The organism is Pseudoalteromonas sp. US3C1013, assembly GCF_048401115.1.
In the GTDB taxonomy this organism is placed as follows: Bacteria; Pseudomonadota; Gammaproteobacteria; order Enterobacterales; family Alteromonadaceae; genus Pseudoalteromonas; species Pseudoalteromonas undina.
The window spans coordinates 2616562-2642719 of record NZ_CP183075.1 but is presented as its reverse complement, the minus strand read 5'-3'; the positions used below and the strand labels follow the sequence as shown (position 1 = coordinate 2642719).

Genomic DNA, 26158 nt, shown 5'->3' with positions numbered 1-26158 from the left:
GGTGCTTTTAGTTATTTCAATTAGCTAAATCGCCAAATTGTAATTGCAGTGCGCTTAAAACGGTTAACGCTGCTGTTTCTGTGCGAAGTACCCGCGGGCCTAAGCGAATATCTACAAATTCTTGTTGCTTTGTTTGTGCTATTTCATCGTCGGTAAATCCGCCTTCAGGCCCTACTAAAAAGCGCACGCCGTCATCGGGAACGGTAATGGTTTTAATACTGTGTTCGGCGCGAGGATGCAAAGTTAATTTAATGGCAGCTGTTTGCTGTTCAAGCCAGGTTTTTAAATCAACAGGTGAGTGTATTTTTGGCACAAAGTTGCGCCCAGATTGCTCTGCTGCGGCAATGGCTATTTTTTGCCATTGCTGGTGTTTTTTTTCTAAGCGGTCGCCACTTAGCTTTACGCCGCAGCGCTGGCTAAAAATAGGGGTGATTTCAGTGATCCCTAATTCAACAGACTTTTGAATGGTAAAATCCATTTTGTCACCACGGGATACGCACTGGCCTAAATGAATTTTTAATGGTGATTCAACGTCATGAGGATTAAATTCAAGCGGCATAACAACCACGCTCTTTTTACTCACCTCAATAATTTCACTTAGAAACTCTCCGCCTTCACCATTAAAAATAGAAACCTGCTCGCCTACTTTCATGCGCAACACACGGCCTATGTGCCCTGCAGCATCATCGTCTAGGTTTAAAGGAGTATTAAGGGCAATTGGTGATGATTGATAAATATGAGGCACTCGCATGGCAAATCACTTTTTTACATAGAAGTTATATCCCTCTATGGTAAGTAAGCAAAGGCTTGGGTGCAATTATTTATTTTTCATATTCAGGGACTGCAAGCTCTGTTAGTTCTTGTGCGGTTTGGGCTATATCGGTATCACAGGACAAATGATTTGAATGGCACTCTTCATTTATGGGGTTAATGTCATAGCCATGATTGGTTTGGCTAATAATATAGCGTTTTTCATGTAATGAATTATAAATAAAGCGCTGTGTATCATCAGCGAGCAAATAATCTGTTTGGTTGAATAATACGCCTTGAACATTGTGGTGTTCGTGAAGGTAGCTGGCCAGTTCTGAAATACTGATTTCGTTCTCAATATCGCAATAGCAATAATCTTTAACGAGTTCATCAAACATCATTTTAACCAGCTTTTGCGTGTTCGCACCGGCTATTATGATGTCCTTTTTAGCAGCATCATTAGTATTTATGTAATGTTTTACAAATGCTCGGCTGAACTCGTTATCTATATCGATTAATAGATAACTTCCTGTTTTAATTGCCATATGCCTAAAGTCCCTGTTAATTTACCAAACAATTAAATAGGGACGTTAAGCAACGGCTAAATTTAATGAGTTTGGTACTAAATTGAAAACATACTTATTAATAAATAACCAATAGCACAAAATACAGCAAATTCAATACAGGCAATGCCAATATTATCCTGATGATCGACTTCAAGTGCGGTATCTATATTTGGCATTGAAATAATTTTTATAATATACGTTAAACAGTATAGTAACAGCCACATCACACCGCAATGCATTACCAAAGTAAATAAGTTCTCTACCATTTTACCGTTTTGAAACGCCGCACTCGATAAACCAGCATACGCAGCAAGAGCTAAGCCTATTGATTTACCCGCATAGCGAATACCAATGGAGGTGTTTTCTAAACCAAAGTTACTTTGCAAAGAGGCCCCTTGGTTGGCTTTAGCAAAGCGGTTTTCGCGTATTTTACTGTCTAGGGCAAACATGCCTTGTAAAACAAAAAAGCTTACCGAGGCTATTAATAAATTACTAAAGCCTTGAGTGTGTGTCCACGTATATAAACCCAATACTAAAATGCAGTTGGCAATCAGCATGCCTGAATCAACCAACGCAGCACAAACGTTTTGTTTTAATATAGCTGCTTCTTCATTAAAGCGGCGTAAAATCCATTTACGGTGGATTAAATGTCCCATTTTTATAAACGAAAATAACAGCACAATTAATAAAATGACTTTCAGCGGATTTGATTGAGCGGTGCTAATACTAATTTCATCGAACAAAAATGCCATCGTGGCGATCACGACTGATATTTCAGAAGCAAAACTAATTCCCATTGCAAAGTTATCATGTTGCGCTAATTCTTCTTTAAGTGCTTGTTTTGCTTTTATTTGAGTAATAATTCTTAAACTGATGATAATAATACAAATAACCACAAAACTAATAGCAATCGCAACTAAACTAGTGTTAGATAATGACAAGTATGACATGGTGTTCCTAAATAGATTTACCTTGATAGGTTTTTAACCATTCTAGTATGGTTATTGGTGAGATAAAAGAGGGTATTGATGAGTAACGACACGCAGCTTCCTATTGAATTACAAAAACTGGGTGAAACGCGTTTTGCAACGCTGTATCCCGAACAACAAATCCAGCAGCAAATCGTGCGTTTATTAGCGTTAAGTGATTTTGCTTGGCGCAGTTTAAGCTCTCAACCTTCGCTGTTGTCTTGGTTGCTATGCGAAGTTGAAATTAATAATAGAGAAATTTCAGATCCCTTTGCAACACTTAATATAAATGAAGTAGAAGAGCAGCAGTGTCATCAATTACTGCGCCAATATCGTGAAAAGTACTGGCTAAAAGTCGCTTTTTTAGACTTATGTTGTGAAAACTCAATTGCGGATAGCATTAAATACATTAGTGAACTTGCCAATAAACTGATAGATAGTGCTAATCAATGGGCCTACAATAATGTTGCTAAAACTAATGGTGAACCATTAGATGAAGATAAAAACGCTTTACTATTAATGGTACTAGGCATGGGGAAGTTAGGAGGGCAAGAGCTAAATTACTCATCTGATATAGACCTTATTTTTGCATACCCCCGCAACGTTAAAACCCAAGGTGGTCGTCGCTCGCTCGAAGCATCTGTTTTTTATACTAAAGTGGCCCAAAAGTTAATTACAGCCCTGAACCAATGCACCGTGGATGGCCAAGTATTTCGGGTTGATATGCGTTTGCGCCCATTTGGTGAAAGTGGTCCGTTGGTGATGAGCTTTAATGCCATTGAAGACTATTACCAAGAGCAAGGGCGTGATTGGGAGCGCTACGCGATGTTAAAAGGGCGATTAATTGGCACGCCTAGTCGTTATTGGCAGGAATTTAATACTTTGCTGAGACCTTTTGTTTATCGCCGCTACATTGATTTTTCTGTGATTGAATCGCTTAGAAAAATGAAACTCATGATTGCCCAAGAAGTGCGTCGTAAGCGCTTAACTAATAACATTAAATTAGGTGGTGGCGGCATTCGCGAAGTTGAATTTATTGTTCAAGCATTGCAAATGGTCAGAGGCGGCAGAGAAGCAAATTTACAAACACAATCTTTATTAACTGCATTAGAGCAGCTAACAGTTAGCCAAGTGATTGATGAGCATGAAGCCAGAGGGCTTAAAAATAACTACCTTTATTTACGTAGGATAGAGCAATACCTACAAATTTTTGATGATCAGCAAACACAAACTCTGCCTGATGATGAGCTAAATCAGCAACGGCTGAATGTATTGTTGAAACAAGACAATATTGACTCAGCTATTGAAAAAATAGAACAGGTCATGGCGCAAATTCATAATGAGTTTATTCAGGTAATTGGTGAAGAAACTGAACCACTTGATACTTGTGAAGGCGCGTTTATAAGTACTTGGGATCATGGTGATGTTAGCTTTTTGAATGAACCAAGAGAAGAGTGGCAAACACCATTACATGACTTCAAACAGCGCCTATCTAAAGCCAAAGTGGGCAACCGTGGACGCGACATTCTTGATAAATTAATGCCTGCATTACTAAAACAATTAAACGACTTTAATGCTACTGCCAGTGCGTTTACAACGGTATGCCAAATACTAAATAAAATTATTTCGCGCACCGCTTATTTAGAGCTGTTGTATGAAAACCCTGGAACGTTAAAGCAGTTAGTTTTGCTCTGTTGCCATAGCAAGTGGATTGGAGAGCATATTTCATTGTATCCCATTCTACTCGATGAACTTATCGACCCTGCAGTGCTGTATAAACCGACCCCATTAACAGCGTATAAAGATGAAATAAGACAGTATTTTTTACGTATTGAACATGACGATCTTGAACAACAAATGGAAGCATTGCGTCAGTTTAAACAAACCCATCAGTTACGGATTGCTGCCGCAGATGCCACTGGCGTTATTGATGTTATGAAAGTAAGCGATCACTTAACTGCACTTGCAGAAGCGATAGTTGATCAGGCTGTTAATATTGCTTGGTATCATTGTGTTAAACGTTTTGGCATGCCACCTAATACCAACGATGAACATAAAGGCTTTGCCGTTATTGCGTATGGAAAAACCGGTGGTTTTGAGGTGGGTTATGACTCTGATCTTGATTTAGTTTTTGTGCATAACCATGACGGTACCAGCTATACCAGCGGCGACAAGGCAATTGACTCAAGGCAATTTTATTTAAAGCTAGCACAGCGTTTAATGCATTTATTTAATACTCGTACTGCTTCAGGTATTTTATATGAATTAGATACTCGACTTCGTCCAGAGGGGGCATCAGGGTTATTAGCGATTAACTTAGAGAGTTTTAATCATTACCAACAAACCCAAGCATGGACGTGGGAGCATCAAGCTTTAGTCAGAGCGAGGCTGATTTTAGGCCAAACTGAATTAGTAACGCGTTTTGCACAAATTCGCGCCGAGATATTGTGTCAAAAACGTGATGTTGAACTGCTAAAAACCGACGTAATTAAAATGCGCGAAAAAATGCGTGGCCATTTAGCTAAAGGCAACGAGCAGCAGTTTGATTTAAAACAAGACGTGGGGGCGATGACCGATATTGAGTTTATCACCCAATATTTAGTATTAAAGTACGCTCATGAATTTACCCATTTATGCGACTATTCTGACAATGTCAGAATTTTAACGGACGCAGCTAAAATTGGTTGCATTACAGACACACAAAAACAGCAACTTATTAAAGCCTATATAGATTATCGCTCACGCTATCATGTGTTGAGCTTAGATCAGCAGGGTCGCTGCGTAAAACGTGAAGATTTTAGTGAAGATATTAAAAATGTCACGTCGATATGGCAGGCTATTTTTGAATTAAATTGAATAAATACATAGGCGCTCGATTATTATTGAGCGCCTATAAATCGCAGTTAATTGCTTAGTTTTAAACAGTTTGTACGTACAAATTCAGACGGCAGCTCGGTAATAACCGCTGCGCGTTGTTTAGGGCAGAAAAACGCATACACTTCATTTGAAAAATCATCATTTATAGAGCGGCTAACGCGGTATAAAGCGGAGTTAAAACTGCTATCTATTCGAAAGTGATCCTTAACAACGTAATCTTTGTCTAAGTACCACATTAAAGTAATACCTTCGTTATTAGCATATTGGGTTAGTACGGTACGCAAGGTTGAGTCACGTTGGAAGCGACGCGGGCCTACTTCTCCACTCCAATTTAAAGGCATAGGCTCTACTACAAAAGAACGCTGGTTTAGCGCTCTGTCGAGGCTAAGATCGGGTTTTTCGAGTTCAATTACAAATTTGTCATTGTCTTTATTGACAGAAATTCTATCTCGGATTGATGCATAAAACCGCGATAACCCTTCAGCCGCAGCGTTAGTGGTTTGTTGATAATTGAGTGACGACGAACCATTTAGTAGAAAGTAAATGGCTGCACCAATTAACAATAAAGCTAAAAGTATATATCTAATCCAAAACCACATGGCTGTTACTCATCTTTGTTATTTTAATAACCCATCTTTAATAGAAAGAGGGGGCGTCTTTATCGGGTCGTGTTTTAAAACGTCTATGCAACCACATATATTGTTCAGGGGCGGCATTTATTGATTGTTCCATGCGCTGATTAACACGTGTTACATCGGCTTTATCATCGCCGCTTGGGAAGTTTTCAAGCTCAGGCACGATTTCTAAGTGGTACTTTCCGTTGTTATCCCTATAAGCAATTAAGCTCATTGTTTCGCAGTTTTTACTACCTGCAAACATTAGTGTACCAGTGGTGGTTGCTGTATCGGGTACTGCGTAAAAAGGCACAAACTCACAGCGGTTACGGCCATAATCCTGATCGGGTAAGTAATAACACAGTTTTTTATTTTTTAATGATTTTAATAATCCTTTTACGTCTTTTTTTCCAACCATGTATTCATTAGAGCGAAGACGTCCATTGGTGGTAAAGTATTCCATAAGCGGATTGTTATGCGGGCGGTAAAAGCCAATACCTTGGCACTTCAATCCCATTACACGACTTGTCATTTCAAGATGCAGTATATGTGGAACAAGTAATAAAACGCCTTTTCCTGATTGTTGTACGCGCTCAAAATGCTCAAGCCCTTTTATTGACCCGAGTACTTTTTTGACCCGCCACTGTGGCCACCACCAAGCCATGCCGGTTTCAACCATCGCAATACCGGTATTTTCCATATTTTTAAGTACCAGCTGTTGTTGCTCGGTTTCGCTCATTGTGGGGAAACAGCGTTTAATATTAACCTCAGCAATATGCCTTCTACGCTTCATATATTTATGAACCAAGCGTCCTAGCTGCTTACCCATAGCTAATTGTAGTTTTTGCGGTAACCAAGAAATGAGATATAAAAACAAAACACCAATCCAGGTTAGCCAATAACGAGGACCTAAAAAAGAGGCTTTAAAAGGGGATGAGTTAACCACAAAAATTTCTCTAAAAATAAAAGGCTAGGGTCTGTTGACCTTTGCGGATTAATATTTGTTCAAACTAGGGGCAATTTAATCGCGGCGCGAGGTTTGTAACCTAGTGGGCTAAGTAAAAACCGAGCAACAAAGAGTTAATTGCCCCTAGGCAGAACCCTTCGGGCAGCGCCTGTTTGGCATTAATGCGGCGTTATCGCCTATTAATGGGGAATAACCACACCACATAAGCTCTGCCTTGCCTTAATACCAAACAGGCTGCTGCAAATTTAACCTTGAAAGGTCAACAGACCCTAGTTTAACGCTATGTGTTAAAAAATACAAAAAGCCAGCAAAAAGCTGGCTTTAGTGATTATTTATAATGAAGTCGTTTGCTTAGTTAACGGTATTTAAACCTTGGTTTATACCCACTAAATCTTCACGGCTCAATGTTCCTGTTGCTTGTTTTAAGCGAAGCGTTGATACAACATAACGATAACGTACATCGGCAAGATTACGCTTTGCATCGTACAAGTTTTGCGTACTAATTAGTACATCAACGATAGTACGTGTACCTACCTCAAAACCCGCTTCAGTGGCTTTTAATGCACTTTCAGCTGAGATAACTGCTTGTTCGAGCGCTTTAAATGTTGCAATATCAGATACCACTTGATTGTAAGAAGTAATTACAGAGCGAGTTACTGCACGATAATCGGTTTCAAAATCTTGGCTAGCAGCAACGTAAAATGCACGTGCTTGATCTGTTGCAGCAACCGTTGCGCCACCTGAGTAAAGTGGTACGCTAAAGTTTAGTCCAATAGAGCTTGAATCTGAACGAGGTTGATCGTCAAAACTAACGCCATTTGACTCGCTATCTGTTAATGAGTCGCCGTAGCTAGCATTTAACGTTAGTTTTGGATAATGACCTGCTTTTGCGAGTTCAATTTGTTCTTTAGCTATATCAACCGTGATTTTTGATACCTGCAGATTTAAATTTTTGTCTTTAGCTATTTTAACTAAATCAGTTGCAGGCGTACTTGGTTTAACAGTAGAAAACGTTTTGGTGTTTAACATATCCAGCTTCGCGTGGTACTTACCAGTGATCTCACGTAGCTGCTCACGGGCTGTTTCTACCGCATTATTAGCAATGATCTCTTGCGCTACTGAGTTATCAAATTGTGCTTGTGCTTCATGTACATCGGTAATAGCTGTTAAACCTACAGCGTAACGCTGCTTAGTTTGTTCAAGTTGGCGCTCAATGGCACGTTTTTCAGCTTGTACAAATTCAAGGTTATCAATAGCGCTAAGTACGTTAAAATAACCCTCAGCAACACGAACAATTAGGTTTTGCTTGGCAAAGTCGTATTGGCCGCTTGCTTGAAGTGCTTGTTTGTCGGCTATACCTAATGAATTCCATGCGCCTAAATCAAATAACGTTTGGCTTAAGCTAATACCACGAGAAAACTCGTCGCTTTCAGAATTAATTTTATTAATAGAAGATAAATCTTCAGATTGTCTGAAGGAAGTTGAGTCAGACTTTGTGTAACCCATAGTCAAACCAATTTGCGGTAATAATGCGCTCATAGCGCGATCGCTTTGGTATGATTGAGCATCAGCTTGGGCTTTTGCTTTTAAAACGGTAGGATCGTTGGCTGTTGCGATTTCAAAAACTTGAAGTAAATCTTCAGCATTGGCTACGGTTGAGCCCAATGCGCATGATAAACTAACCAGTGCTGCAAGGATGTTCTTTTTCATGTGATGTTCGGTCCTTAGACAATTTTTGTACTACAGGCATGTTAACCTGTTTTACTTAATAACTAAAAAAAAAATTAGTAAAACAACGTTCTCAAGTGTAACAGAATATATACCTAACACGCCTCATTCGCTCAATTTAGCGTTTTAATAGGGCTGGCAATCAAGGCGTTGATGTATCTACGCTTTCAAAAAGGAAATAAAAAACATGGCGAATAAAAGTCGTACTCAATTTACCCATGATGATGTGAGATTAAAACCGGTTGAAAATTTGTATAACGGTTTTTTTAAAATAAACCTTTATCAATTTCAGCATGCCCTGTTTGCTGGTGGAGAGTCTGAGGTTATTCGTCGAGAAATTTTAGAGCGTGGCGATGCGGTCGCGGTATTACCTTATGATCCAGTCACTGAGCAAGTATTGCTTATAGAACAAATTCGAATTGGCGCAATTAAAAGCAAACATACGCCTTGGCTGTTAGAATGTATAGCGGGTATGACCGATGGCAGTGAAGATTACGAAGCGGTTGTTAAAAAAGAAGCGCTTGAAGAAGCGGGGCTTAATTTAACAGAACTTGAGTTTATGTTGTCTTACCTTTCAAGCCCCGGCGGTACTACAGAGCGTTTGTTCTTATATTTAGCTCACGCCGATTTAAGCCAAATAAGTACTGGCATTTATGGGTTAGAAACCGAAGGTGAAGATATTAAAACCCATATTATGCACGTAGACGAAGCACTACAGCGACTTAATAGTGGTGAAATAGATAATGCTGCTACCGTAATTTGCTTGCAATGGTTAGCGCTAAATCGCGATAAGATACGTAAAAAGTGGGCATAGTTTTTAATTTTTAATAGTAATGGCGGTATTTTGACAGCACTTTTAACCACTAATCGATACATTCAAAGCCTTCCAAAGTATTTAACGCTTTGTGAGCACAATTACGTACGCCTTTTAAAACTGCTGCCTCATGAGCAAGTGATTGGCAATGTAAGAGAAATTAAATTAGGGCACAGTGAATTTGCAATTCACATAGATGATAGTGCTAAGTACACACTTGATGTTTCTATTAAACAGTTAAATGGCATGCTCGTTGGCATTGCACCGCTGTATTTAACGGTACGTCTGTACAATGATGCGAAGGTGGCTGAAATTGTTCATCATGACTACCACCAACGAATTAAGCCTTCTTATGGTTACCCTAACCCAAAAATGCATCAAAAAGATGAAAAATATCAGTTAAATGCTTTTTTGTATGACTGGTTGGTAGCGTGTGTTGAAAGAGGTCAATCAACACTTAATTGGGATGTAAATAATGGCTTGGTTTGATGACATCTATTATTTTGAACAAACTACGCTTCGAATTGCACATCTAACTGATTGCCACCTTTTTAGTAATAAAGATGCTGAATACTTTGGCGTTAATACCGCTGAACATTTTGTTAAGGCATTAGCTGATATAGCAAAGCAGCAGCCGGATGCGTTGATATTTGGTGGTGACCTAACGCAAGATCACAGCTTTAATTCGTATTTATTATTTGCAGAACTTATTCATAATAGTGACGTTGATTGCCCGGTATTTTGGGTGCCTGGTAACCATGATGAGATTGAACAGCTTAATTTAATAAGTGGTGGGCAAATACAACACGCTAAACATATAGTGGCACAAGGGATTGAACTGATATTGATTAATTCTAAAGGTAATACGCCTGCAGGGTGGGTCAGTGCCACGCATTTAGATGAAATTATGGCTTGCTTAGTTGATTCAAATAATCGTCACATTGCATTTTGTCATCACAACCCATTGCCAATTGATGGCTACCTAGATAAACATATGTTAGAAAATGGGCCGCAACTATTAAATTTATTAGTTAATAATGGTCGCGTTGATGCGCTGTTTCATGGGCATGTCCATAATGACTATCAACAGCAGTTTAGAGGGCTCAATGTTTACGCTACCCCAGCCAGCTGCGTGCAATTTAGTAAACACAGTGCGACTTGGCAGCAAGAAAATAAAGGGGCAGCTTATCGCATGCTGTATTTAAATGCTGAGCAACAACAGCTGCATATACACTCGGACGTGGTATGGTTAAACGAGTAATTTATATTCACGGTTTTAATAGCTCTGAAAAATCATATAAAGCTGTGCGCTTTGGTGAGCTTATGGCACACTATGATGTTGATTATTGTGTGCCGCGTTTAAATCATGAGCCTGTAGAGGCTATTATAGCGCTTGAACAACTATTAACACCGAATACCGTATTATTGGGCAGCTCGCTAGGTGGTTTTTTTGCCACGTATTTATCGCAGCGTTATCAAATTCCTGCGGTGGTAATTAATCCTGCCGTTGCCCCATATACATTATTAGAGCCTATACTTGGGCCTAATTATAATCCGTATCAAGATTATAATTACCAATTACAATCTCGTCATATAGATGCGTTAAAAGCATTAACGGTGACAGAGTTAAAACACCCTGAGCTGTTGTATTTATTACAGCAAACAGGGGATGAAGTGTTAAATTTTCAGCACGCAATAAAGTATTACTCACAATGTAAACAGTTAATTGAATTTGGCGGCGATCATAGCTTTAATGGCTTTGAGAGAGCTTTTTCAAGCATTGTCGATTTTCTTAAAATCAGATATTAGCGTATATAAAGATAAAAACTATGACTCAACAAAATTATAACGCCGAAGCCATTGAAGTACTTAATGGATTAGAGCCGGTAAAACGCCGCCCTGGCATGTATACAGATACCACAAGGCCAAACCATTTAGGCCAAGAGGTTATTGATAACAGTGTTGATGAAGCAATGGCTGGGCACGCAACACGTATTGATGTCATTTTACATGAAGATAATTCGCTTGAGGTGAGTGACGATGGCCGAGGTATGCCAATTGACATTCACCCAGAAGAAGGTATTCCAGGAGTTGAGTTAATATTTACTAAGCTGCATGCCGGCGGTAAGTTTTCAAACAAAAACTATCAATTCTCTGGTGGCTTGCATGGCGTAGGTATCTCGGTTGTTAATGCGCTATCTACCCGCGTGGAAGTAACGGTTCGCCGTGATGCGCAGCAATTTAGAATGGCTTTTGAGCATGGCGATAAAGTTGAAGATTTAAATGTTATTGGCTCTGTGGGTAAACGCAACACTGGTACTACGGTACGTTTTTGGCCAGATACCAGCTATTTTGACTCTGCTAATTTTTCTTTGACTAAGCTTAATCACTTATTAAAAGCTAAAGCGGTTTTATGTCCAGGTTTGCGTATTAAGTTTGTAAATAAACAAACGAAAGAAACCCAAGAGTGGTTTTATGAAACAGGCTTAAAAGATTACTTAATTGAAGCCGTTAAAGGTTACGAAATACTACCTAAAGACCCATTTGTGGGTGAGTTTTCAAGTTCTATTGAAGGCGCTGATTGGGCGGTAGTATGGATGCCTGAAGGTGGTGAGTCGATAGCCGAAAGTTATGTAAACTTAATTCCTACCGCGCAAGGGGGCACCCATGTAAATGGTCTGCGCCAAGGGCTTTTAGAGGCGATGCGTGAATTTTGTGAGTTTAGAAATTTATTACCACGTGGCGTAAAGCTCACCCCAGATGATATTTGGGAACGTTGTAGTTATGTGTTGTCGGTTAAAATGCAAGACCCACAATTTGCAGGGCAAACCAAAGAAAAACTCTCATCACGTTCATGTGCTGCGTTTGTATCGGGTGTAGTAAAAGATGCCTTTAGCTTATGGCTAAATGAGCATACTGACACCGCAGAGCTACTTTCTGAACTATGTATTTCAAATGCACAGCGTCGCTTACGTGCGGCTAAAAAAGTAGTACGTAAGCGAGTTACATCAGGCCCAGCATTACCAGGCAAACTGACCGATTGTAGTGCTGCTGATAATGACCGCACAGAATTGTTTTTAGTAGAGGGTGACTCAGCAGGGGGCTCAGCTAAACAAGCGCGAGATCGTGAATTCCAAGCAATTATGCCGTTAAGAGGTAAAATTTTAAATACTTGGGAGGTTGAGTCAGGGCAAATTTTGGCCTCTCAAGAAGTGCACGATATTTCAGTTGCGCTAGGTATAGACCCAGACTCAGCCGATATGTCGGGACTACGTTATAATAAAATTTGTATATTAGCGGATGCTGACTCCGATGGACTGCATATTGCCACCTTACTGTGTGCCTTATTTGTTCGCCATTTCCCACAATTAGTTAAAACCGGCCATGTGTATGTTGCTATGCCACCGTTATTTAGAATTGATATTGGTAAAGATGTTTACTACGCGCTGGATGAAGATGAAAAAACCGGTATCTTAGCGCGCATAGAAGCAGAAAAAAAACGTGGCAAAGTAAACGTACAACGCTTTAAAGGTTTGGGCGAAATGAACCCGCTACAATTGCGTGAAACAACCATGGACCCTAATACTCGTCGTTTAGTACAGCTTACTCTTGATGAAGAGCAGCAAACAATGGAAATGATGGATATGCTACTCGCTAAAAAGCGCTCATCAGATCGCCGTCAATGGCTAGAGGATCATGGTAACAAGGCACAAGTTTAATAAGCCTTTGGGCTTTAAAACAGGAGAGGCAAATGAATAAATTATTTAGCACACTGTTGTTACTGGGCTTAATATCATCGCCAGTGATGGCGAAAAATATACTCGACAAGCTGACCGCTGCACCGGGTTTTGAAATCAGCTTATTTGCAGATGATGTTGAAAATGCACGGCAAATTGCAGTATCAAGCCGAGGTATTGTGTATGCAGGGTCTCGTAAAGCGGGCAATGTGTATGCACTGATTGACCATAACAGCGATGGCGTGGCAGATAAAAAAATAGTGATTGCAGAGGGATTAAATATGCCCTCGGGTTTAGCAATTAAAGGGGGTGACTTATATGTTGGTGAAGTGCACCGTATTATCCGTTTTAAAAATATCGATAAACACCTCAAAAACCCTGAGTATGAAGTGTTTTATAGCGATTTACCGTCAGAGCGTCACCATGGTTGGAAGTTTTTGCGCTTTGCACCAAATGGCGAGCTGATAATTCCCGTGGGCGTACCGTGTAATATTTGTGAGGAAGATGCTCGCTTTGGCCGTATTTTTTCGTTAAATACCGATACCAAAGAAATAACGACTTTAGCCAAAGGTGTACGTAATACGGTGGGTTTTGACTTTCATCCTAGTACGCAAATGCTATGGTTTAGCGATAACGGCCGCGACATGATGGGGGATGATATTCCACCCGATGAGCTAAACCGCATTACTAAGGAAGAAGAGCACTTTGGTTTTCCATACGTGCATGGTGGCGTTATTGTTGATCCTGAGTTTGGTGAAGGAAAAAATATTGCTGATTACACTCAACCTGCATTGGCATTGGGGGCGCATGTTGCGCCATTAGGTATTCATTTTTATACCGGCAAACAGTTCCCAGATAGCTACAAACAACAGTTATTTGTTGCTGAGCATGGTTCATGGAATCGCTCTAAAAAGGTTGGTTATAAAGTGGCTGTGGCAACCATAGAAAATGCCAAAGTAACTAAATATACGCCACTGATCACCGGCTTTATGCAAGACGAAACGACATTTGGACGCCCTGTTGCATTTGCACAATTAAATGATGGCAGTCTATTGGTAAGCGATGATTACGCTAACGTAATTTACCGCGTAAGCTATAAGAAAAACTAGGTAAGCTTTAATGAGTGATACAGATACCTTGCTAATGCAAGGAATTGAACAGCAAACAATGGGGCGTTTTACCGAAGACGCCTATTTAAATTATTCAATGTACGTGATCATGGATCGTGCCTTACCGCACGTTGGTGACGGTTTAAAACCCGTTCAGCGTCGTATTATTTATGCGATGAGTGAACTGGGGTTATCGGCAAGTGCTAAATACAAAAAATCAGCCCGTACCGTGGGTGATGTATTAGGTAAATACCATCCTCACGGTGATAGTGCCTGTTATGAAGCCATGGTACTTATGGCGCAGCCGTTTTCTTATCGCTACCCGTTAGTTGATGGTCAAGGTAACTGGGGTGCAGCTGACGATCCTAAGTCGTTTGCGGCAATGCGTTATACCGAAGCGCGTTTATCTAAATTCTCTGAAGTATTACTTAAAGAGTTAGGCCAAGGGACTGTTGATTGGACGCCAAACTTCGACGGCACCATGGATGAACCATTAGTATTGCCATCGCGCTTACCGCATATATTACTTAATGGTGTCACCGGTATTGCGGTAGGTATGGCAACCGATATACCGCCGCATAATGTGCGTGAAGTAGCCAGTGCCTGTTGTTTATTACTTGATAAACCAAAAACAGAACTCGAAGAGTTATTGGATTTAGTGCATGCGCCTGATTATCCAACTGATGCTGAAATAATTACTCCAAAAGCTGATATTCACAAAATTTATAAAACCGGTCGTGGCTCAATTAAAATGCGCGCTGTGTATTGTGAAGAGCAGGGCGATATAGTTATTACTGCGTTACCGCATCAATGTTCGGGTGCAAAAGTACTTGAGCAAATTGCAGCGCAAATGAATGCTAAAAAGTTGCCGATGGTGGCCGATTTACGTGATGAATCTGATCATGAAAACCCGACCCGTATTGTGATTGTGCCGCGTTCAAATCGAATTAAAGCTGAGCCATTAATGGCGCACTTATTTGCCACCACCGATCTTGAAAAAAATTACCGCGTAAATTTAAATATGCTCGGCTTAGATGGTCGTCCACAGGTTAAAGATTTACGTAGTATTTTAACAGAGTGGTTAACCTTTAGACGCGAAACGGTACGTCGTCGCTTGCAATATCGACTTGATAAAGTACTGGCTCGATTACATATTTTAGAAGGTTTACTGGCTGCCTTTTTAAATATTGATGAAGTTATAGAAATCATCCGCTCTGAAGATAAGCCTAAACCAATATTGATGGAGCGCTTTGATTTAACCGATATTCAAGCAGAAGCCATTTTAGAATTAAAACTTCGCCATTTGGCAAAACTTGAAGAGTTTAAAATTCGTGGTGAGCAAGACGAATTGGCAAAAGAGCGTGACAAATTAGAGCAAACATTAGGCTCAGACCGTCGCATGTCGACCTTATTGAAAAAAGAAATTCAAGAAGCTGCAGAAATGTATGGTGATGATCGCCGCTCGCCTGTGATTGAGCGTGTAGAAGCCAAAGCACTGAGCGAAAAAGATTTAATACCATCAGAGTCAGTCACCGTGGTGCTATCAGATAAAGGCTGGGCACGGGTTGGTAAGGGGCATGACTTAGATGTGGAAGGATTAAATTACAGAGCTGGTGATGGTTATAGAGCATCAGCGAGAGGTAAAAGTAATCAACCAGCGGTATTTTTAGATTCAGCAGGGCGTGCATTTGCCACTGATGCTCATAGTCTTCCTTCAGCGCGAAGCCAAGGCGAGCCAATGACAGGGCGCTTTAATCTAACCTCAGGCGCCAGCTTTGAGCACGTAGTAATGGGTGAGGACGCTCAAGTGTTGTTAATGGCCTCCGACGCCGGTTATGGTTTTATTACTGACTTTAAAGATTTAGTGAGCAAAAACAAAAACGGTAAAGCGTTAGTGAGTGTGCCAAAAGGTGGTATCTTACTTTCGCCAATTCGCGTTAACGACGTGGCTACTGACTACTGTATGGCGATTTCTAACGAAGGTCGGATGTTGTTATTCCCACTGCGTGACCTACCTAAGCTAGGTAAAGGTAAGGGTAATAAAATTATTTCTATTCCGGGTGCGAAAGTACAAGCCCGCGAAGAGTTTGTAAAAGTATTAGCTGTTGTGCCGCAAGGCAGCAGTGTAACGCTGCATGCAGGTAAGCGTAAGCTGACCCTTAAACCAAGCGACCTTGAGCATTACCATGGCGAGCGAGGCCGCAGAGGGAATAAGTTACCTCGTGGTTTACAGCGCGTAGATGAAGCTGTGGTAGAGTTAACACCGCAACAAGTTGATGAGCCAAGCTCAGACGCAGAGCCAAGTTAATCTTGAGATCAAATTAGATAAAATTAGAAAACGGCTTACTCAGGTAAGCCGTTTTTTTATGACTGTTTTATTTCAGCGCACGCTTGTGCGCTATTTTCTCGTCTGCGTAACAAAATAACGTTATAATAAAATAATACATGATTGTGGTTATATTGGAGAGGCGCACTTGCTAGCTGTTATACGTATTTTAATAATGCTGTTGTTTATATTATTAAGTTGTTTTTTTGGTTTGTTGTTATCAATATTTAGACCATTTCATCCTAATAATGTGCATGTTATTGCAAGTTGGTTTGGCTCAATGGCTAAAATGCTTGGGGTTAAATTAGAACTAAAATATCATCCCGATGCGCTTAAGGTGGGGCCCGCTGTGTATGTAGCGAATCACCAAAATAGCTATGATTTATTTACTATTCCAGCTATGGTGCCAAAAAATTGTGTGAGTGTTGGCAAAAAAAGCCTGAAGTGGATCCCATTTTTTGGTCAGCTTTATTGGTTATCGGGTAATATTTTAATCGACAGAGCAAATCGCTCAAAAGCGGCAGGCACTATTTCTAAAGCAGCGGCTAAAATAAAACAAAAAGGCTTGTCGGTGTGGATGTTCCCTGAGGGGACGCGTAGTTATGGTCGTGGTTTACTCCCTTTTAAAACCGGTGCTTTTCATACAGCAATGAGTGCAGAGGTACCTGTTGTGCCAGTATGTATGAACACAACCGATAAAACCATTAAACTAAATCGCTGGGATAATGGTACAATTTACATTGAAATGTTAGCCCCCATAGCACTTGATAACAGTATCAGTGCCCGTGAACATGCTAAAAGTGTGCACAGCATTATGGCTGCTAAAATAACAGAATTAGATGCTCAAGTGAGAGAGAAATAATGGAAAACTGGCGTGAAATAAGTGAAGACATCGTAACTTCATTACTTGAAGATGGTTCCGATCCGGAAATCCTTTATGAAGTAGAGCACCACTTTGTATGTGAAGATTTTACTAAGTTAGAACAAGCTGCACTTGCTGCGTTTAAACTAGGTTACGATGTAGAAGAGCCAGCAGAACTTGAGCTTGAAGACGGCGAAAAGATTTGGAGTTTTGACATTGTTGTTGAAGCCGAATTAGATGTTGACGTTATAATGGAAGACGTTGATAAGCTTGCACAGCTTGCGGTTGAATGCGACGTAGAATACGACGGTTGGGGCACTTACTTTCAAGAGTAAGGGTTACCAATGCAAAAGGCGAACAATTATGTTCGCCTTTTTTGTGTCTTATTGGATCTGTATTGTAATTACAGCCACTTTTTATTTTTAAAGTAAATACCAATCCCACCAGTCAAAACAACCAAAAACACCACAAATGCGGTAAATGCATAGGGACTATCTGTGCCAGGTATACCGCCAACATTGACCCCCAATAACCCAGTTAAAAATCCCAGTGGTAAAAATAAAGCAGCCACCACAGACATCACATACATACGCTGATTTAATTGCTCAGACACTTGGTTAGTAATGGTTTGCTGAATAACGAGTGCACGTTCTATTGAACTATCGAGCTCTTCTAAATAGCGAATAAGTAAATTGGTGGTTTCATTTAGCTTGGCTTTATCATCGTCAAACAGCCATGGGTAATGATTATTAACCATGTTGCTGAGCGCTTCTTTTTGCGGTTTTAAGTAACGTTTTAGCGCGATTGTTTGGCGGCGAAGTTGCGACAAGCCTTGGTTATCAAACTTTTTACTAGGCTCATCAATTTCTTCTTCAAAATCATCTAAGCTTTCATCTAGTTCATCTATTACCGTTTGCATACGTGAAGTGAGCTTTTGCGCTAAGCTACACACTAGTTCAGAAATACTGCTTGGCCCCTCATTATTATTTAACGAGGTTAGAATATCTTGCACTGATAATAATCGGCGCTTACGGGTAGTGATCACCACGTCTTTATTAATAAATAGGCGAATAGACACCATGTCTTCAGGGCTTTGCGCTGGGTTTAAATTGATTCCACGTAAAAACAGCATATGGCCATTCATTGTAGGAGTAATGCGAGGACGTGTTTCATCTGCGGTGAGTGATTCAAGTTCGTAGTCGTTTAATTGGCCGCAGTTTTTTAACCAATCAACGGCTTCTTTTTGACTGTAATCCATATGCACCCACAGCTTTCCATCAGTAGGTTGCCATTGGTGTAACTGTTTACTGTTTTCTATTGGGCGAGCCCCGCCTTGTTCATCAAGAATAAGCGCATGAAGTAAGCCATTGATCATAATAATTTCTCATAGATAGTATATTTTTAATACAGTTGACTGTAATGTATTTAACTTAGCTTTACTTTGTAGAGTTAATCAACAAAAAATTGTTTTTTAGCCTATGGTTAAGTGCATACGTTAGGGGTGCATTGTTAAACGAGTTAACTTAAAAGGTCAATCAAATCGGCTTATCGAGTAGATGAATTTATTTTGTTGGTGTTTTGTTGGCTGTAGCGTATAAAACACTTTTTTTACTAAGGGCACATTTATGACGACAAAAATAACAGTTGGTTGGCGTGAGTGGTTAAGTTTACCCGAGCTAGGCATCGAGCAAATTAAAGCAAAAATAGACACTGGTGCGCGTACTTCCTGTATTCATGCAATTAATATTGAAGAATACGAAGTCGATGGCGAAAAATGGGTTAAATTTACAGCCCAACCATTGCAAGAAGACGAGCAAACGCAAATTACCTGCAATGCCAAAGTTAAAAAGATGAAGTACGTTACCAGCTCTAGTGGCCAAAAAGAATTGCGTTACTTTATTGAAACTACATTACATGCCGGCGAATTTAGTTGGCCAATAGAAATTACATTAACAAGTCGTGCGTCTATGAAGTTTAGAATGTTGTTAGGGCGCACAGCAATGGAAAATCGCATAGTCGTTGATCCGGCTTTATCACATTTATTATAAGAATTCGTTGAGTAGCAAACATAATTATATCTGCTTGCTCAACATCATTTAGTTAAGGCTTTAATGATGAAAATTGGTATTTTATCTCGTAACAAAAAATTATATTCAACGCGTCGCCTAATCGAAGCTGCTGAGGCGCGTGGACATGAAGTGAAAGTAATTGATGCGTTACGCTCTTACATGAACATAAACTCAGAGCAACCTGAAATTCATTATCGTGGTGAAAACCTAAAAGATTTCGACGCTATCGTGCCACGTATTGGTGCATCGGTTACATTTTATGGTTGTGCTGTATTACGCCAATTTGAAATGATGGGGGTGTTCCCTGTTAATGAATCAGTAGCTATTTCTCGCTCTCGCGATAAATTACGTTCTTTGCAGTTACTATCGCGTAAAGGTGTGGGTATGCCGGTTACAGGCTTTGCCAGCAAGCCCGATGACGTAAAAGATTTATTAGAAATGGTAGGCGGCGCACCGGTCGTTATTAAGTTACTTGAGGGTACTCAAGGTATTGGTGTGGTATTGGCTGAAACACGTAAAGCAGCTGAAAGTGTTATTGAAGCATTCATGGGTTTAAAAGCCAATATCATGGTGCAAGAGTACATTAAAGAAGCCGGTGGTGCAGACATTCGTTGCTTTGTATTGGGCGATAAAGTGATTGCTGCGATGAAACGCCAAGCACAAGAGGGCGAGTTCCGCTCTAATCTTCATCGTGGTGGTAGCGCTACACTGGTACGTATTACCCCAGAAGAACGTAAAACAGCGGTTGCTGCAGCAAAAGCAATGGGTTTAAACGTTGCTGGCGTTGATTTACTCCGTTCATCTCGCGGCCCTTTGGTTATGGAAGTAAATTCATCGCCAGGTCTAGAAGGGATTGAAGTGGCAACTGGTAAAGATATTGCGGGTATGGTGATTGACTTTATTGAAAAAACGGCCTCAGTGAAAGGAACAGCAACTCGTGGCAAAGGTTAAAATTAACCGACCTTTCACCCTATTAGGTGAAAGCATTGGTGTAGGTGAACGTAAAACACTCGCACTAGAAGCTGCAAAGCTTTATACCCATTCACCGCTTAATATTCCTATTGAAGTGGTTAACGGTGTAATGGAAGGCCCTGTATTGATGGTCTGTGCGGCAATACATGGCGATGAGCTTAATGGGGTTGAGGTTGTGCGCCAGTTACTGGCTAAGATCGATCCTAACCAGTTGCGTGGCACATTAATAGCGGTGCCGATTGTGAATGTATTTGGTTTTATTCATAAATCTCGTTACTTGCCCGATCGCCGTGATATGAATCGAAGTTTTCCTGGCTCTGAACGTGGTTCGTTAGCAGGTCGTATGGCGTATATGTTTTTTAACCAAGTCGCTGTGCATTGTACGCATATTATAGATTTGCATACGGGTGCGATTCATCGTACTAACTTACCGCAAATACGCGCTAATTTAGCCGATGAAGCTACAGCGCAAATGGCTAAGGCTTTTGGCACACCTGCGGTTATTGATGCGTCGTTACGCAATGGCTCATTGCGCAGTGAAGCGGCTAATTTGGGTATACCCGTTATTACCTACGAAGCAGGTGAAGCGTTGCGCTTTGACCCGATTGCGATTGCAGCGGGTGTACAAGGGGTTGATTATGTTATGCGTCATTTAAAAATGATGCGTGGTAAGCGCCCTAAAAAACTACCTGAGCCGGTTATTGCAGGTTCAACAAGTTGGGTACGAGCTGAGGTTGACGGTATAGTAAGAGCGCAAGTATCGTTAGGTGAACGTGTCACTAAAGGGCAAATACTGGCATACATAAGTAGTCCGCTTGGCGATTCTGAGCTTGAATTGCTTGCTCCACGTAGTGGCATTATTATTGGTCAGCAAACCATGCCTTTAGTAAATGAAGGCGATGCTGTGTTTCATATTGCTTACTTTGCTCACTCAAATAGTTTGGTAGAGCAACAGCTTGAAAGCTTTATTGGTGAAATAAGTGATTTAGATGATGAACTGAAAACAGCTGAGCTAAATAATTAACTTCACCCGTAAGAATTAAAAAAGCCGCTTAAGTTTATTAGCTGAAGCGGCTTTTTTATATTGTTATTTAATTACGTGGCTTTGGGCCAATAATTCGTTTAATTTTAGGCGCTTTTGTTGGTTTTGGCTCTGTATTGAGTACTAACACGGGACGGGTAACAAATAGATTATTAGGGTAAATCACTCTATGTCCATCAACGTGTTCGAGTAATACATTCATCAGCCCCATTTCAATAATGCGCCCTTCAATGGCATTGGCCCCATCCACGATTCTAACCCAATAGCCTACACGGCAGTCATTTTGTATAAACATGAGTAAAAAAGCAGTTAAGTTGCTCAATAATGACCAAGCCGCAAACAGCGCAACGCCTAACATGGCAAATAAGGAAGAGCCTAATACTAATAAACCACGCAGCTCTATTCCCCAAAAAACTAAAACTAAACACAACATAACAAAGGCGAGTATTATTTTTAATAGTAACTCTGCTCGGTATTTTCTGTGTAAATCGATTTTACCTCTAATGGCTTTTTCGAGTAATTTTTTAGTGAGCTTTAACAATAACGGAAAGCTCAACAGTGCAATCACGGTTACGATTAGCTTATATTGTGTGCTCACAAGCTCTAAAAGAGAGATTAATTCCAAAACGTATTCTCACAATAATGATAGGCGCAAAGTGTAACGTGTTAGCTTTGTGCGCAGTAGTGATTTAAAAAGAATTTTTAACGCTCAGTAGCCACTGTACAGAGTCAACATCGTTATATTTATTTAGTGGCGCGGCAATATCAAGGTGTATCATAGTACCCGCGTTGGCGCGACTTGGCGCAAGGCGTAAACCGAGTCCAACATTTTTAAGTACAGGTGTGTTTTCAATTTGATACAGGGTATTCGAGTCATTGTTATACCATGCGCGACCTACATCTAGAAAGGCTGCGCCTCCCACTTTAAACAGTTGTAGTAAGTCATACTCCCAATAGTAGCGCTTTTCTAAGCTGACTAAAAAACTCCGATCGCCATGTTGAAACTCAATAGGGTAACCGCGTAAACCGGTTTCGCCCCCGAGAGTGAGCTGCTTATCGTTGGTGAGGTTTTTTGCGTATTGTAGCCTGGCTTTTACATACCAAGACTGATCAATACTGGTATTTAAATAATATTGAATTTGGCTGGTGGTGATTAAGTTTTCAAGCTGTTTTTGTTCTTTATTCCAATAACCTTGAATATCTGCGTGAAAGCGCCATAGCGTATTATCACCACTAAAATGTGCTTTGTTAAAGTTAAACGAGTAAATAGCGCGGCTATCGTCGTTACTAATTGATTCATCAGAATAACCCAGCGTAGCTTTTATATTCCAACCTAAATTTAAATCCTCGGTACGGTAAATACTGTCAAAGTTACGCACTTTTATAAAGTTATCTTCAAACCAGTGGCCGCTTACATAAGGATAACTAAGCTGCCTATTTTCAGCTAGCGGCACAGTGGTTTCATCGATGCTTTTAAATGTTTGTTGCTCATCGATATAACCTAGGCTCAAGCGCTGTGTCCAGTTTTGGCTAAGGGCTTTAGAGTGACCAAAAAATACCTGATTTAGATCGGTGGTCTGTTCAAACTCACTAAATTTATCGCCCCTAAGATACAGGGCCTCTTCTCGCTGGGTAGAGTAACTCAGGGCACCATAACTATAGGGTGTATCAATGGCGTAAAATGGGTAAGTAAGCTCAACTAAGTGACTTTTACCGTCACTGTTATCGGCATACTCTATACGACCTCTGTAGCGTGTTGATAGGATATTTGGATCATCGTAAACAAATAAATAGCCATTACGATCACTGTCGGTTTTGCGAGCAAACGATAATCGTTTGCCCCAACCAAATAAGTTAGACTCGCGAAAGCCGATACTTGATTTATTTTCGCCACCACTGCGGCTAAAGCTAAGCTCGGGTAGCAAAGTCCACAAATCGCGAGTCACCACGGTTACATCAACATCGCCATCGCAGTTTTCGTTGGCAACAATTTGTGCGTCATATAAATAGTTTTGTTTACGCAGTAGCCGCTCTGATTCAGCCAAGGTTTTTTGATTAAAAGTATCACCCGCTTTAAACAATAAAATGCTTTTAATAACCTCAGGCTCAGTTTGTATATGTGCACGATTAGCAAAGCGAAACAGTGCGTTGTTTTCAGCTTCGAGTTCGGTATTAAAAACATTAAGTTGTTTAAGATTAATTGAGGCAATTTTAGCGTTACTATTTGTTGTAAGCGATGGAGGTTGAGACTCGATTTGTCGACGCAAGTTAATTTCAGAAGTTTTCAATGAATCGTCATTTTGGCAGCTTTGGGCTAGTGGCGTTTCTTGCGCGCAAACGCTGAGCATAAACATACTCAAAATAGAAAAGCTAAAACAACTACGTGCAATCCATTTTCTATTTAGCATTGACCCTCTTTAGCGCTATTTTGCAAAATAAAACACTTACTCTTAGCTTACATCATTGTTATTAATATGTAAGTAAAAGTGCCAATTTAGTTTATTTTTTATAGCAATTATAAGGTATTAGCGATAAATAGACGTGGCCTTAGCTTAAATAAAATGTTAACGCTGCCAATAGGTTGTCGGCATCTTGACCTTCGCCGTTAATCCACACACTTTGACTGTAATGCTCAAAATTTAAATTAAAAGTGTGGTTAGCATAGTTAAAACGCAGTTGGTGACGATCAGCCCCAGCTGCAAATTCACTAATGCTAATTTCATCGCTGTGCAAAAAAAACGTTCCCCATAACTCAAAGTCTTCATCGTGCGGCAACTCTGTTGGTTTAACAATAATGCATTGATGTATGTGATCGTATTCAAGTTCGGTCATAAGGGGCTTATTGCGTTGCTAGATAATGTCGAATTGCGGTTAAAAACTCACCGCCATATTTGTTTAATTTAGTAAAACCAACCCCCGACACTTTTAAAAATTCACTGTCGTTGGTAGGCATAAGCTGCGCCATTTCGGCCAGCGTTTTATCGTTAAATACTACATAAGGGGGTACGTCATCGGCATCGGCTAATTCTTTACGTAATGCACGTAGGCGAGCAAATAACTTTTTATCGTAATTAAACTGCGCTAATTTATCCTGATAAACGTGCTTAGCTTGTAGGCGTGGTTCAGCCAGTTGTAGCGCATACTCACTCTTTAAAATAGCGCGTGCAGCTTCGGTAAGCCGTAGTGATGCGCCTTGGGTTATATCTTGGCTTAGTAGCCCTTGGTGAATAAGTTGGCGTAAAATACTGAGCCAAAACTCACTGCTTTTATCTTTACCTATGCCATAGGTGCTGAGTTCATGATGGTTGTTATCACGAATGCGGCTGGTATTTGCGCCGCGTAATAACTCTACAATGTAACCTAAACCAAATCGTTGCTGTGCCCGATACACACACGAAAGAGCTTGTTGGGCCACCAGTGTGCCATCAAAGCTTTTTGGTGGATTTAAGCAAATATCGCAGTTACCGCACGGCTCTCGTTGGTATTCACTAAAGTAGTTTAATAATATTTGACGTCTGCAAGTCTGCGCTTCGGCAAAACTGGCCATGGCATTAAAACGCTGCTCTTCTACACGACGGCGTTGTTCATCGTCAATATCTTCAAAAAAGCGTCTAACCCGACCTATATCAGCGGGGTCAAAATACATAATGGCTTCTGCAGCGAGTCCATCACGTCCAGCGCGACCGGTTTCCTGATAATACGCTTCAATACTTTTTGGAATGTCGTAATGTAATACAAAACGTACGTTAGGCTTGTTAATTCCCATACCAAAGGCAACGGTGGCAACCACAATTTGAATATCGTCGCGGGCAAACCCGGTTTGCACAAATTGACGCTGTTCGTTACTCATTCCCGCATGATAAGCAGCCGCATTAAGGCCTGCATCGGCAAGCTTTTCAGCAATATCATCAACCCGCTTTCGACTGGTGCAATAAATAATGCCACTTTGATTTTTTTGCTCTTTCAAATAGCGCAGTAATTGCACCATAGGTTTAAATTTCTCTTCTATGGTGTAACGAATATTAGGGCGGTCAAAGCTGCCGGTATGAATATAAGGCTGCTGTAGCTTGAGTTGCTCAACAATATCAAAGCGGGTGGCTTTATCAGCGGTGGCAGTGAGTGCCATCATAGGTACATGTGTAAAGCGTTGCTTTAATTCATTTAACCTAAAATAGTGAGGTCTAAAGTCATGTCCCCAATGAGAAACACAGTGTGCTTCATCAATAGCAAACAAACTGACATTTAAATGCGATAAGCGCTCTAAAAATTCTCTTTGTAGTACTTTCTCTGGGGCAACATAAAGTAATTTTATTAGCCCCTGATGCAACTGCTGATAGACTAACTGCTGTTCTTCACGGGCTAAGCTGTTATTTATATAAGCGGCTTTTACGCCTAGAGCTTGCAACTGAGTTACTTGATCTTGCATTAAAGAAATGAGCGGAGAGATAACAATGGTTACCCCCTCTAATACTAGTGCGGGTATTTGGTAACACACCGATTTACCACCACCGGTAGGCAATAATACTAACGAGTCTTGGCCGTTAATCGCAGCATCGATTACTGCACTTTGACCGTCGCGAAATTCGCTGTAACCAAACACTTGTTTGAGTACAGTTTCAGGTTTACGCACCAGCGTATTTGGAGAGGGAGTTAGTGTATTCATCGGCGCTATTTTAGTGGTTTTTTATCAGGATGTCTTTAGCTTTCATTATTTGGTGTAAACATCGGTAATGATAATCGAGGAGGTTACAACAGCT

General features: G+C 40.5%; 24 protein-coding genes. 13 read left to right on the top strand and 11 right to left on the bottom strand.

All coding sequences use genetic code 11. From position 1 onward, the window contains the following. Nucleotides 1–16: 16 nt before the first annotated feature. The 3 genes from rsmE to ACNSN2_RS12355 form a co-directional block, all read right to left on the bottom strand. Nucleotides 17–751 (bottom strand): 16S rRNA (uracil(1498)-N(3))-methyltransferase, encoded by a 735-nt coding sequence (gene rsmE, locus ACNSN2_RS12365; protein WP_055012525.1) that lies wholly within the window; start codon nucleotides 749–751, stop codon nucleotides 17–19. Between the two features lie 70 nt (nucleotides 752–821). Beyond that, nucleotides 822–1295, bottom strand: a complete 474-nt coding sequence (locus ACNSN2_RS12360; protein ID WP_010391582.1) for a hypothetical protein — start codon at nucleotides 1293–1295, stop codon at nucleotides 822–824. Nucleotides 1296–1372: 77 nt separating this feature from the next. Further along, entirely contained in the window at nucleotides 1373–2266 is an 894-nt protein-coding gene (locus ACNSN2_RS12355) for a hypothetical protein (protein ID WP_010391581.1), read from the bottom strand. A gap of 78 nt (nucleotides 2267–2344) precedes the next feature. Between ACNSN2_RS12355 and glnE the strand changes: the two genes are divergently transcribed. Continuing rightward, nucleotides 2345–5140, top strand: a complete 2796-nt coding sequence (glnE, locus tag ACNSN2_RS12350) for a bifunctional [glutamate--ammonia ligase]-adenylyl-L-tyrosine phosphorylase/[glutamate--ammonia-ligase] adenylyltransferase (protein ID WP_418607556.1) — start codon at nucleotides 2345–2347, stop codon at nucleotides 5138–5140. Nucleotides 5141–5187: 47 nt separating this feature from the next. Here glnE and ACNSN2_RS12345 read toward each other — a convergent pair whose 3' ends face one another. The 3 genes from ACNSN2_RS12345 to tolC form a co-directional block, all read right to left on the bottom strand. Next, complete coding sequence (locus ACNSN2_RS12345) at nucleotides 5188–5760, bottom strand: toxin co-regulated pilus biosynthesis Q family protein (protein WP_010391576.1); 573 nt, start codon at nucleotides 5758–5760, stop codon at nucleotides 5188–5190. 37 nt (nucleotides 5761–5797) lie between these two features. Beyond that, a complete protein-coding gene (lpxL, locus tag ACNSN2_RS12340; RefSeq protein WP_054201907.1) occupies nucleotides 5798–6721 on the bottom strand; it encodes an LpxL/LpxP family Kdo(2)-lipid IV(A) lauroyl/palmitoleoyl acyltransferase in 924 nt (307 codons plus the stop codon). Between the two features lie 372 nt (nucleotides 6722–7093). Continuing rightward, nucleotides 7094–8452 carry an outer membrane channel protein TolC gene (tolC, locus tag ACNSN2_RS12335; RefSeq protein WP_418607555.1) on the bottom strand — a complete coding sequence of 453 codons (1359 nt, stop codon included), beginning with the start codon at nucleotides 8450–8452 and terminating at the stop codon, nucleotides 7094–7096. A 205-nt stretch (nucleotides 8453–8657) separates the two neighbouring features. Between tolC and ACNSN2_RS12330 the strand changes: the two genes are divergently transcribed. The 9 genes from ACNSN2_RS12330 to rraB all read left to right on the top strand — a co-directional run bounded on the left by ACNSN2_RS12330 (nucleotide 8658) and on the right by rraB (nucleotide 17653). Then, a complete protein-coding gene (locus tag ACNSN2_RS12330; RefSeq protein WP_418607553.1) occupies nucleotides 8658–9284 on the top strand; it encodes an NUDIX domain-containing protein in 627 nt (208 codons plus the stop codon). Between the two features lie 30 nt (nucleotides 9285–9314). Further along, on the top strand, nucleotides 9315–9773 hold the full coding sequence (locus ACNSN2_RS12325) for a DUF1249 domain-containing protein (RefSeq protein WP_055012529.1): 459 nt from the start codon (nucleotides 9315–9317) through the stop codon (nucleotides 9771–9773). Continuing rightward, nucleotides 9760–10545 (top strand): metallophosphoesterase, encoded by a 786-nt coding sequence (locus ACNSN2_RS12320; RefSeq protein ID WP_418607551.1) that lies wholly within the window; start codon nucleotides 9760–9762, stop codon nucleotides 10543–10545. Before ACNSN2_RS12325 ends, ACNSN2_RS12320 begins: the two co-directional genes overlap by 14 nt. Beyond that, nucleotides 10530–11093 carry a YqiA/YcfP family alpha/beta fold hydrolase gene (locus tag ACNSN2_RS12315; protein ID WP_010391565.1) on the top strand — a complete coding sequence of 188 codons (564 nt, stop codon included), beginning with the start codon at nucleotides 10530–10532 and terminating at the stop codon, nucleotides 11091–11093. Before ACNSN2_RS12320 ends, ACNSN2_RS12315 begins: the two co-directional genes overlap by 16 nt. 20 nt (nucleotides 11094–11113) lie before the next feature. Continuing rightward, nucleotides 11114–13003 carry a DNA topoisomerase IV subunit B gene (gene parE, locus ACNSN2_RS12310; protein WP_010391564.1) on the top strand — a complete coding sequence of 630 codons (1890 nt, stop codon included), beginning with the start codon at nucleotides 11114–11116 and terminating at the stop codon, nucleotides 13001–13003. A gap of 32 nt (nucleotides 13004–13035) precedes the next feature. Further along, entirely contained in the window at nucleotides 13036–14130 is a 1095-nt protein-coding gene (locus ACNSN2_RS12305; protein ID WP_055012532.1) for a PQQ-dependent sugar dehydrogenase, read from the top strand. A 10-nt stretch (nucleotides 14131–14140) separates the two neighbouring features. Then, nucleotides 14141–16438, top strand: a complete 2298-nt coding sequence (gene parC, locus ACNSN2_RS12300) for a DNA topoisomerase IV subunit A (RefSeq protein WP_418607549.1) — start codon at nucleotides 14141–14143, stop codon at nucleotides 16436–16438. A gap of 166 nt (nucleotides 16439–16604) precedes the next feature. Then, nucleotides 16605–17318, top strand: coding sequence for a 1-acylglycerol-3-phosphate O-acyltransferase (locus ACNSN2_RS12295; protein ID WP_010391558.1), 714 nt, complete (start codon nucleotides 16605–16607; stop codon nucleotides 17316–17318). Then, nucleotides 17318–17653, top strand: a complete 336-nt coding sequence (gene rraB / locus ACNSN2_RS12290; protein WP_008110603.1) for a ribonuclease E inhibitor RraB — start codon at nucleotides 17318–17320, stop codon at nucleotides 17651–17653. The genes ACNSN2_RS12295 and rraB overlap by 1 nt, the downstream gene beginning before the upstream one ends. 68 nt (nucleotides 17654–17721) lie before the next feature. On the opposite strand, the gene ACNSN2_RS12285 is transcribed toward rraB, so the two are convergent. Then, the gene (locus ACNSN2_RS12285; protein WP_010391556.1) at nucleotides 17722–18693 is read right to left on the bottom strand and encodes a zinc transporter ZntB; all 972 of its coding nucleotides are present in this window, start codon (nucleotides 18691–18693) and stop codon (nucleotides 17722–17724) included. A 250-nt stretch (nucleotides 18694–18943) separates the two neighbouring features. On the opposite strand from ACNSN2_RS12285, the gene ACNSN2_RS12280 reads away from it, so the two are divergent. The 3 genes from ACNSN2_RS12280 to ACNSN2_RS12270 all read left to right on the top strand — a co-directional run bounded on the left by ACNSN2_RS12280 (nucleotide 18944) and on the right by ACNSN2_RS12270 (nucleotide 21383). Then, nucleotides 18944–19366 (top strand): ATP-dependent zinc protease, encoded by a 423-nt coding sequence (locus ACNSN2_RS12280; protein ID WP_010391555.1) that lies wholly within the window; start codon nucleotides 18944–18946, stop codon nucleotides 19364–19366. Nucleotides 19367–19432: 66 nt separating this feature from the next. Further along, nucleotides 19433–20338 carry a 30S ribosomal protein S6--L-glutamate ligase gene (gene rimK, locus ACNSN2_RS12275; RefSeq protein ID WP_008467750.1) on the top strand — a complete coding sequence of 302 codons (906 nt, stop codon included), beginning with the start codon at nucleotides 19433–19435 and terminating at the stop codon, nucleotides 20336–20338. Beyond that, nucleotides 20325–21383, top strand: coding sequence for a succinylglutamate desuccinylase/aspartoacylase family protein (locus tag ACNSN2_RS12270; protein ID WP_055012533.1), 1059 nt, complete (start codon nucleotides 20325–20327; stop codon nucleotides 21381–21383). Before rimK ends, ACNSN2_RS12270 begins: the two co-directional genes overlap by 14 nt. Nucleotides 21384–21450: 67 nt before the next feature. Here the strand turns inward: ACNSN2_RS12270 and ACNSN2_RS12265 are convergent, their stop codons facing one another. From ACNSN2_RS12265 to recQ, 4 genes are all read right to left on the bottom strand, one after another. Beyond that, on the bottom strand, nucleotides 21451–22026 hold the full coding sequence (locus ACNSN2_RS12265; protein ID WP_010391553.1) for a mechanosensitive ion channel domain-containing protein: 576 nt from the start codon (nucleotides 22024–22026) through the stop codon (nucleotides 21451–21453). 64 nt (nucleotides 22027–22090) lie between these two features. Then, nucleotides 22091–23809: a POTRA domain-containing protein gene (locus ACNSN2_RS12260; RefSeq protein WP_418607546.1), complete on the bottom strand. Its 1719-nt coding sequence runs from the start codon at nucleotides 23807–23809 to the stop codon at nucleotides 22091–22093. Nucleotides 23810–23948: 139 nt separating this feature from the next. Beyond that, nucleotides 23949–24233: a DUF3630 family protein gene (locus ACNSN2_RS12255; protein WP_418607544.1), complete on the bottom strand. Its 285-nt coding sequence runs from the start codon at nucleotides 24231–24233 to the stop codon at nucleotides 23949–23951. Between the two features lie 7 nt (nucleotides 24234–24240). Next, a complete protein-coding gene (recQ, locus tag ACNSN2_RS12250; RefSeq protein WP_054201899.1) occupies nucleotides 24241–26064 on the bottom strand; it encodes a DNA helicase RecQ in 1824 nt (607 codons plus the stop codon). Between the last annotated feature and the right edge of the window lie 94 nt (nucleotides 26065–26158).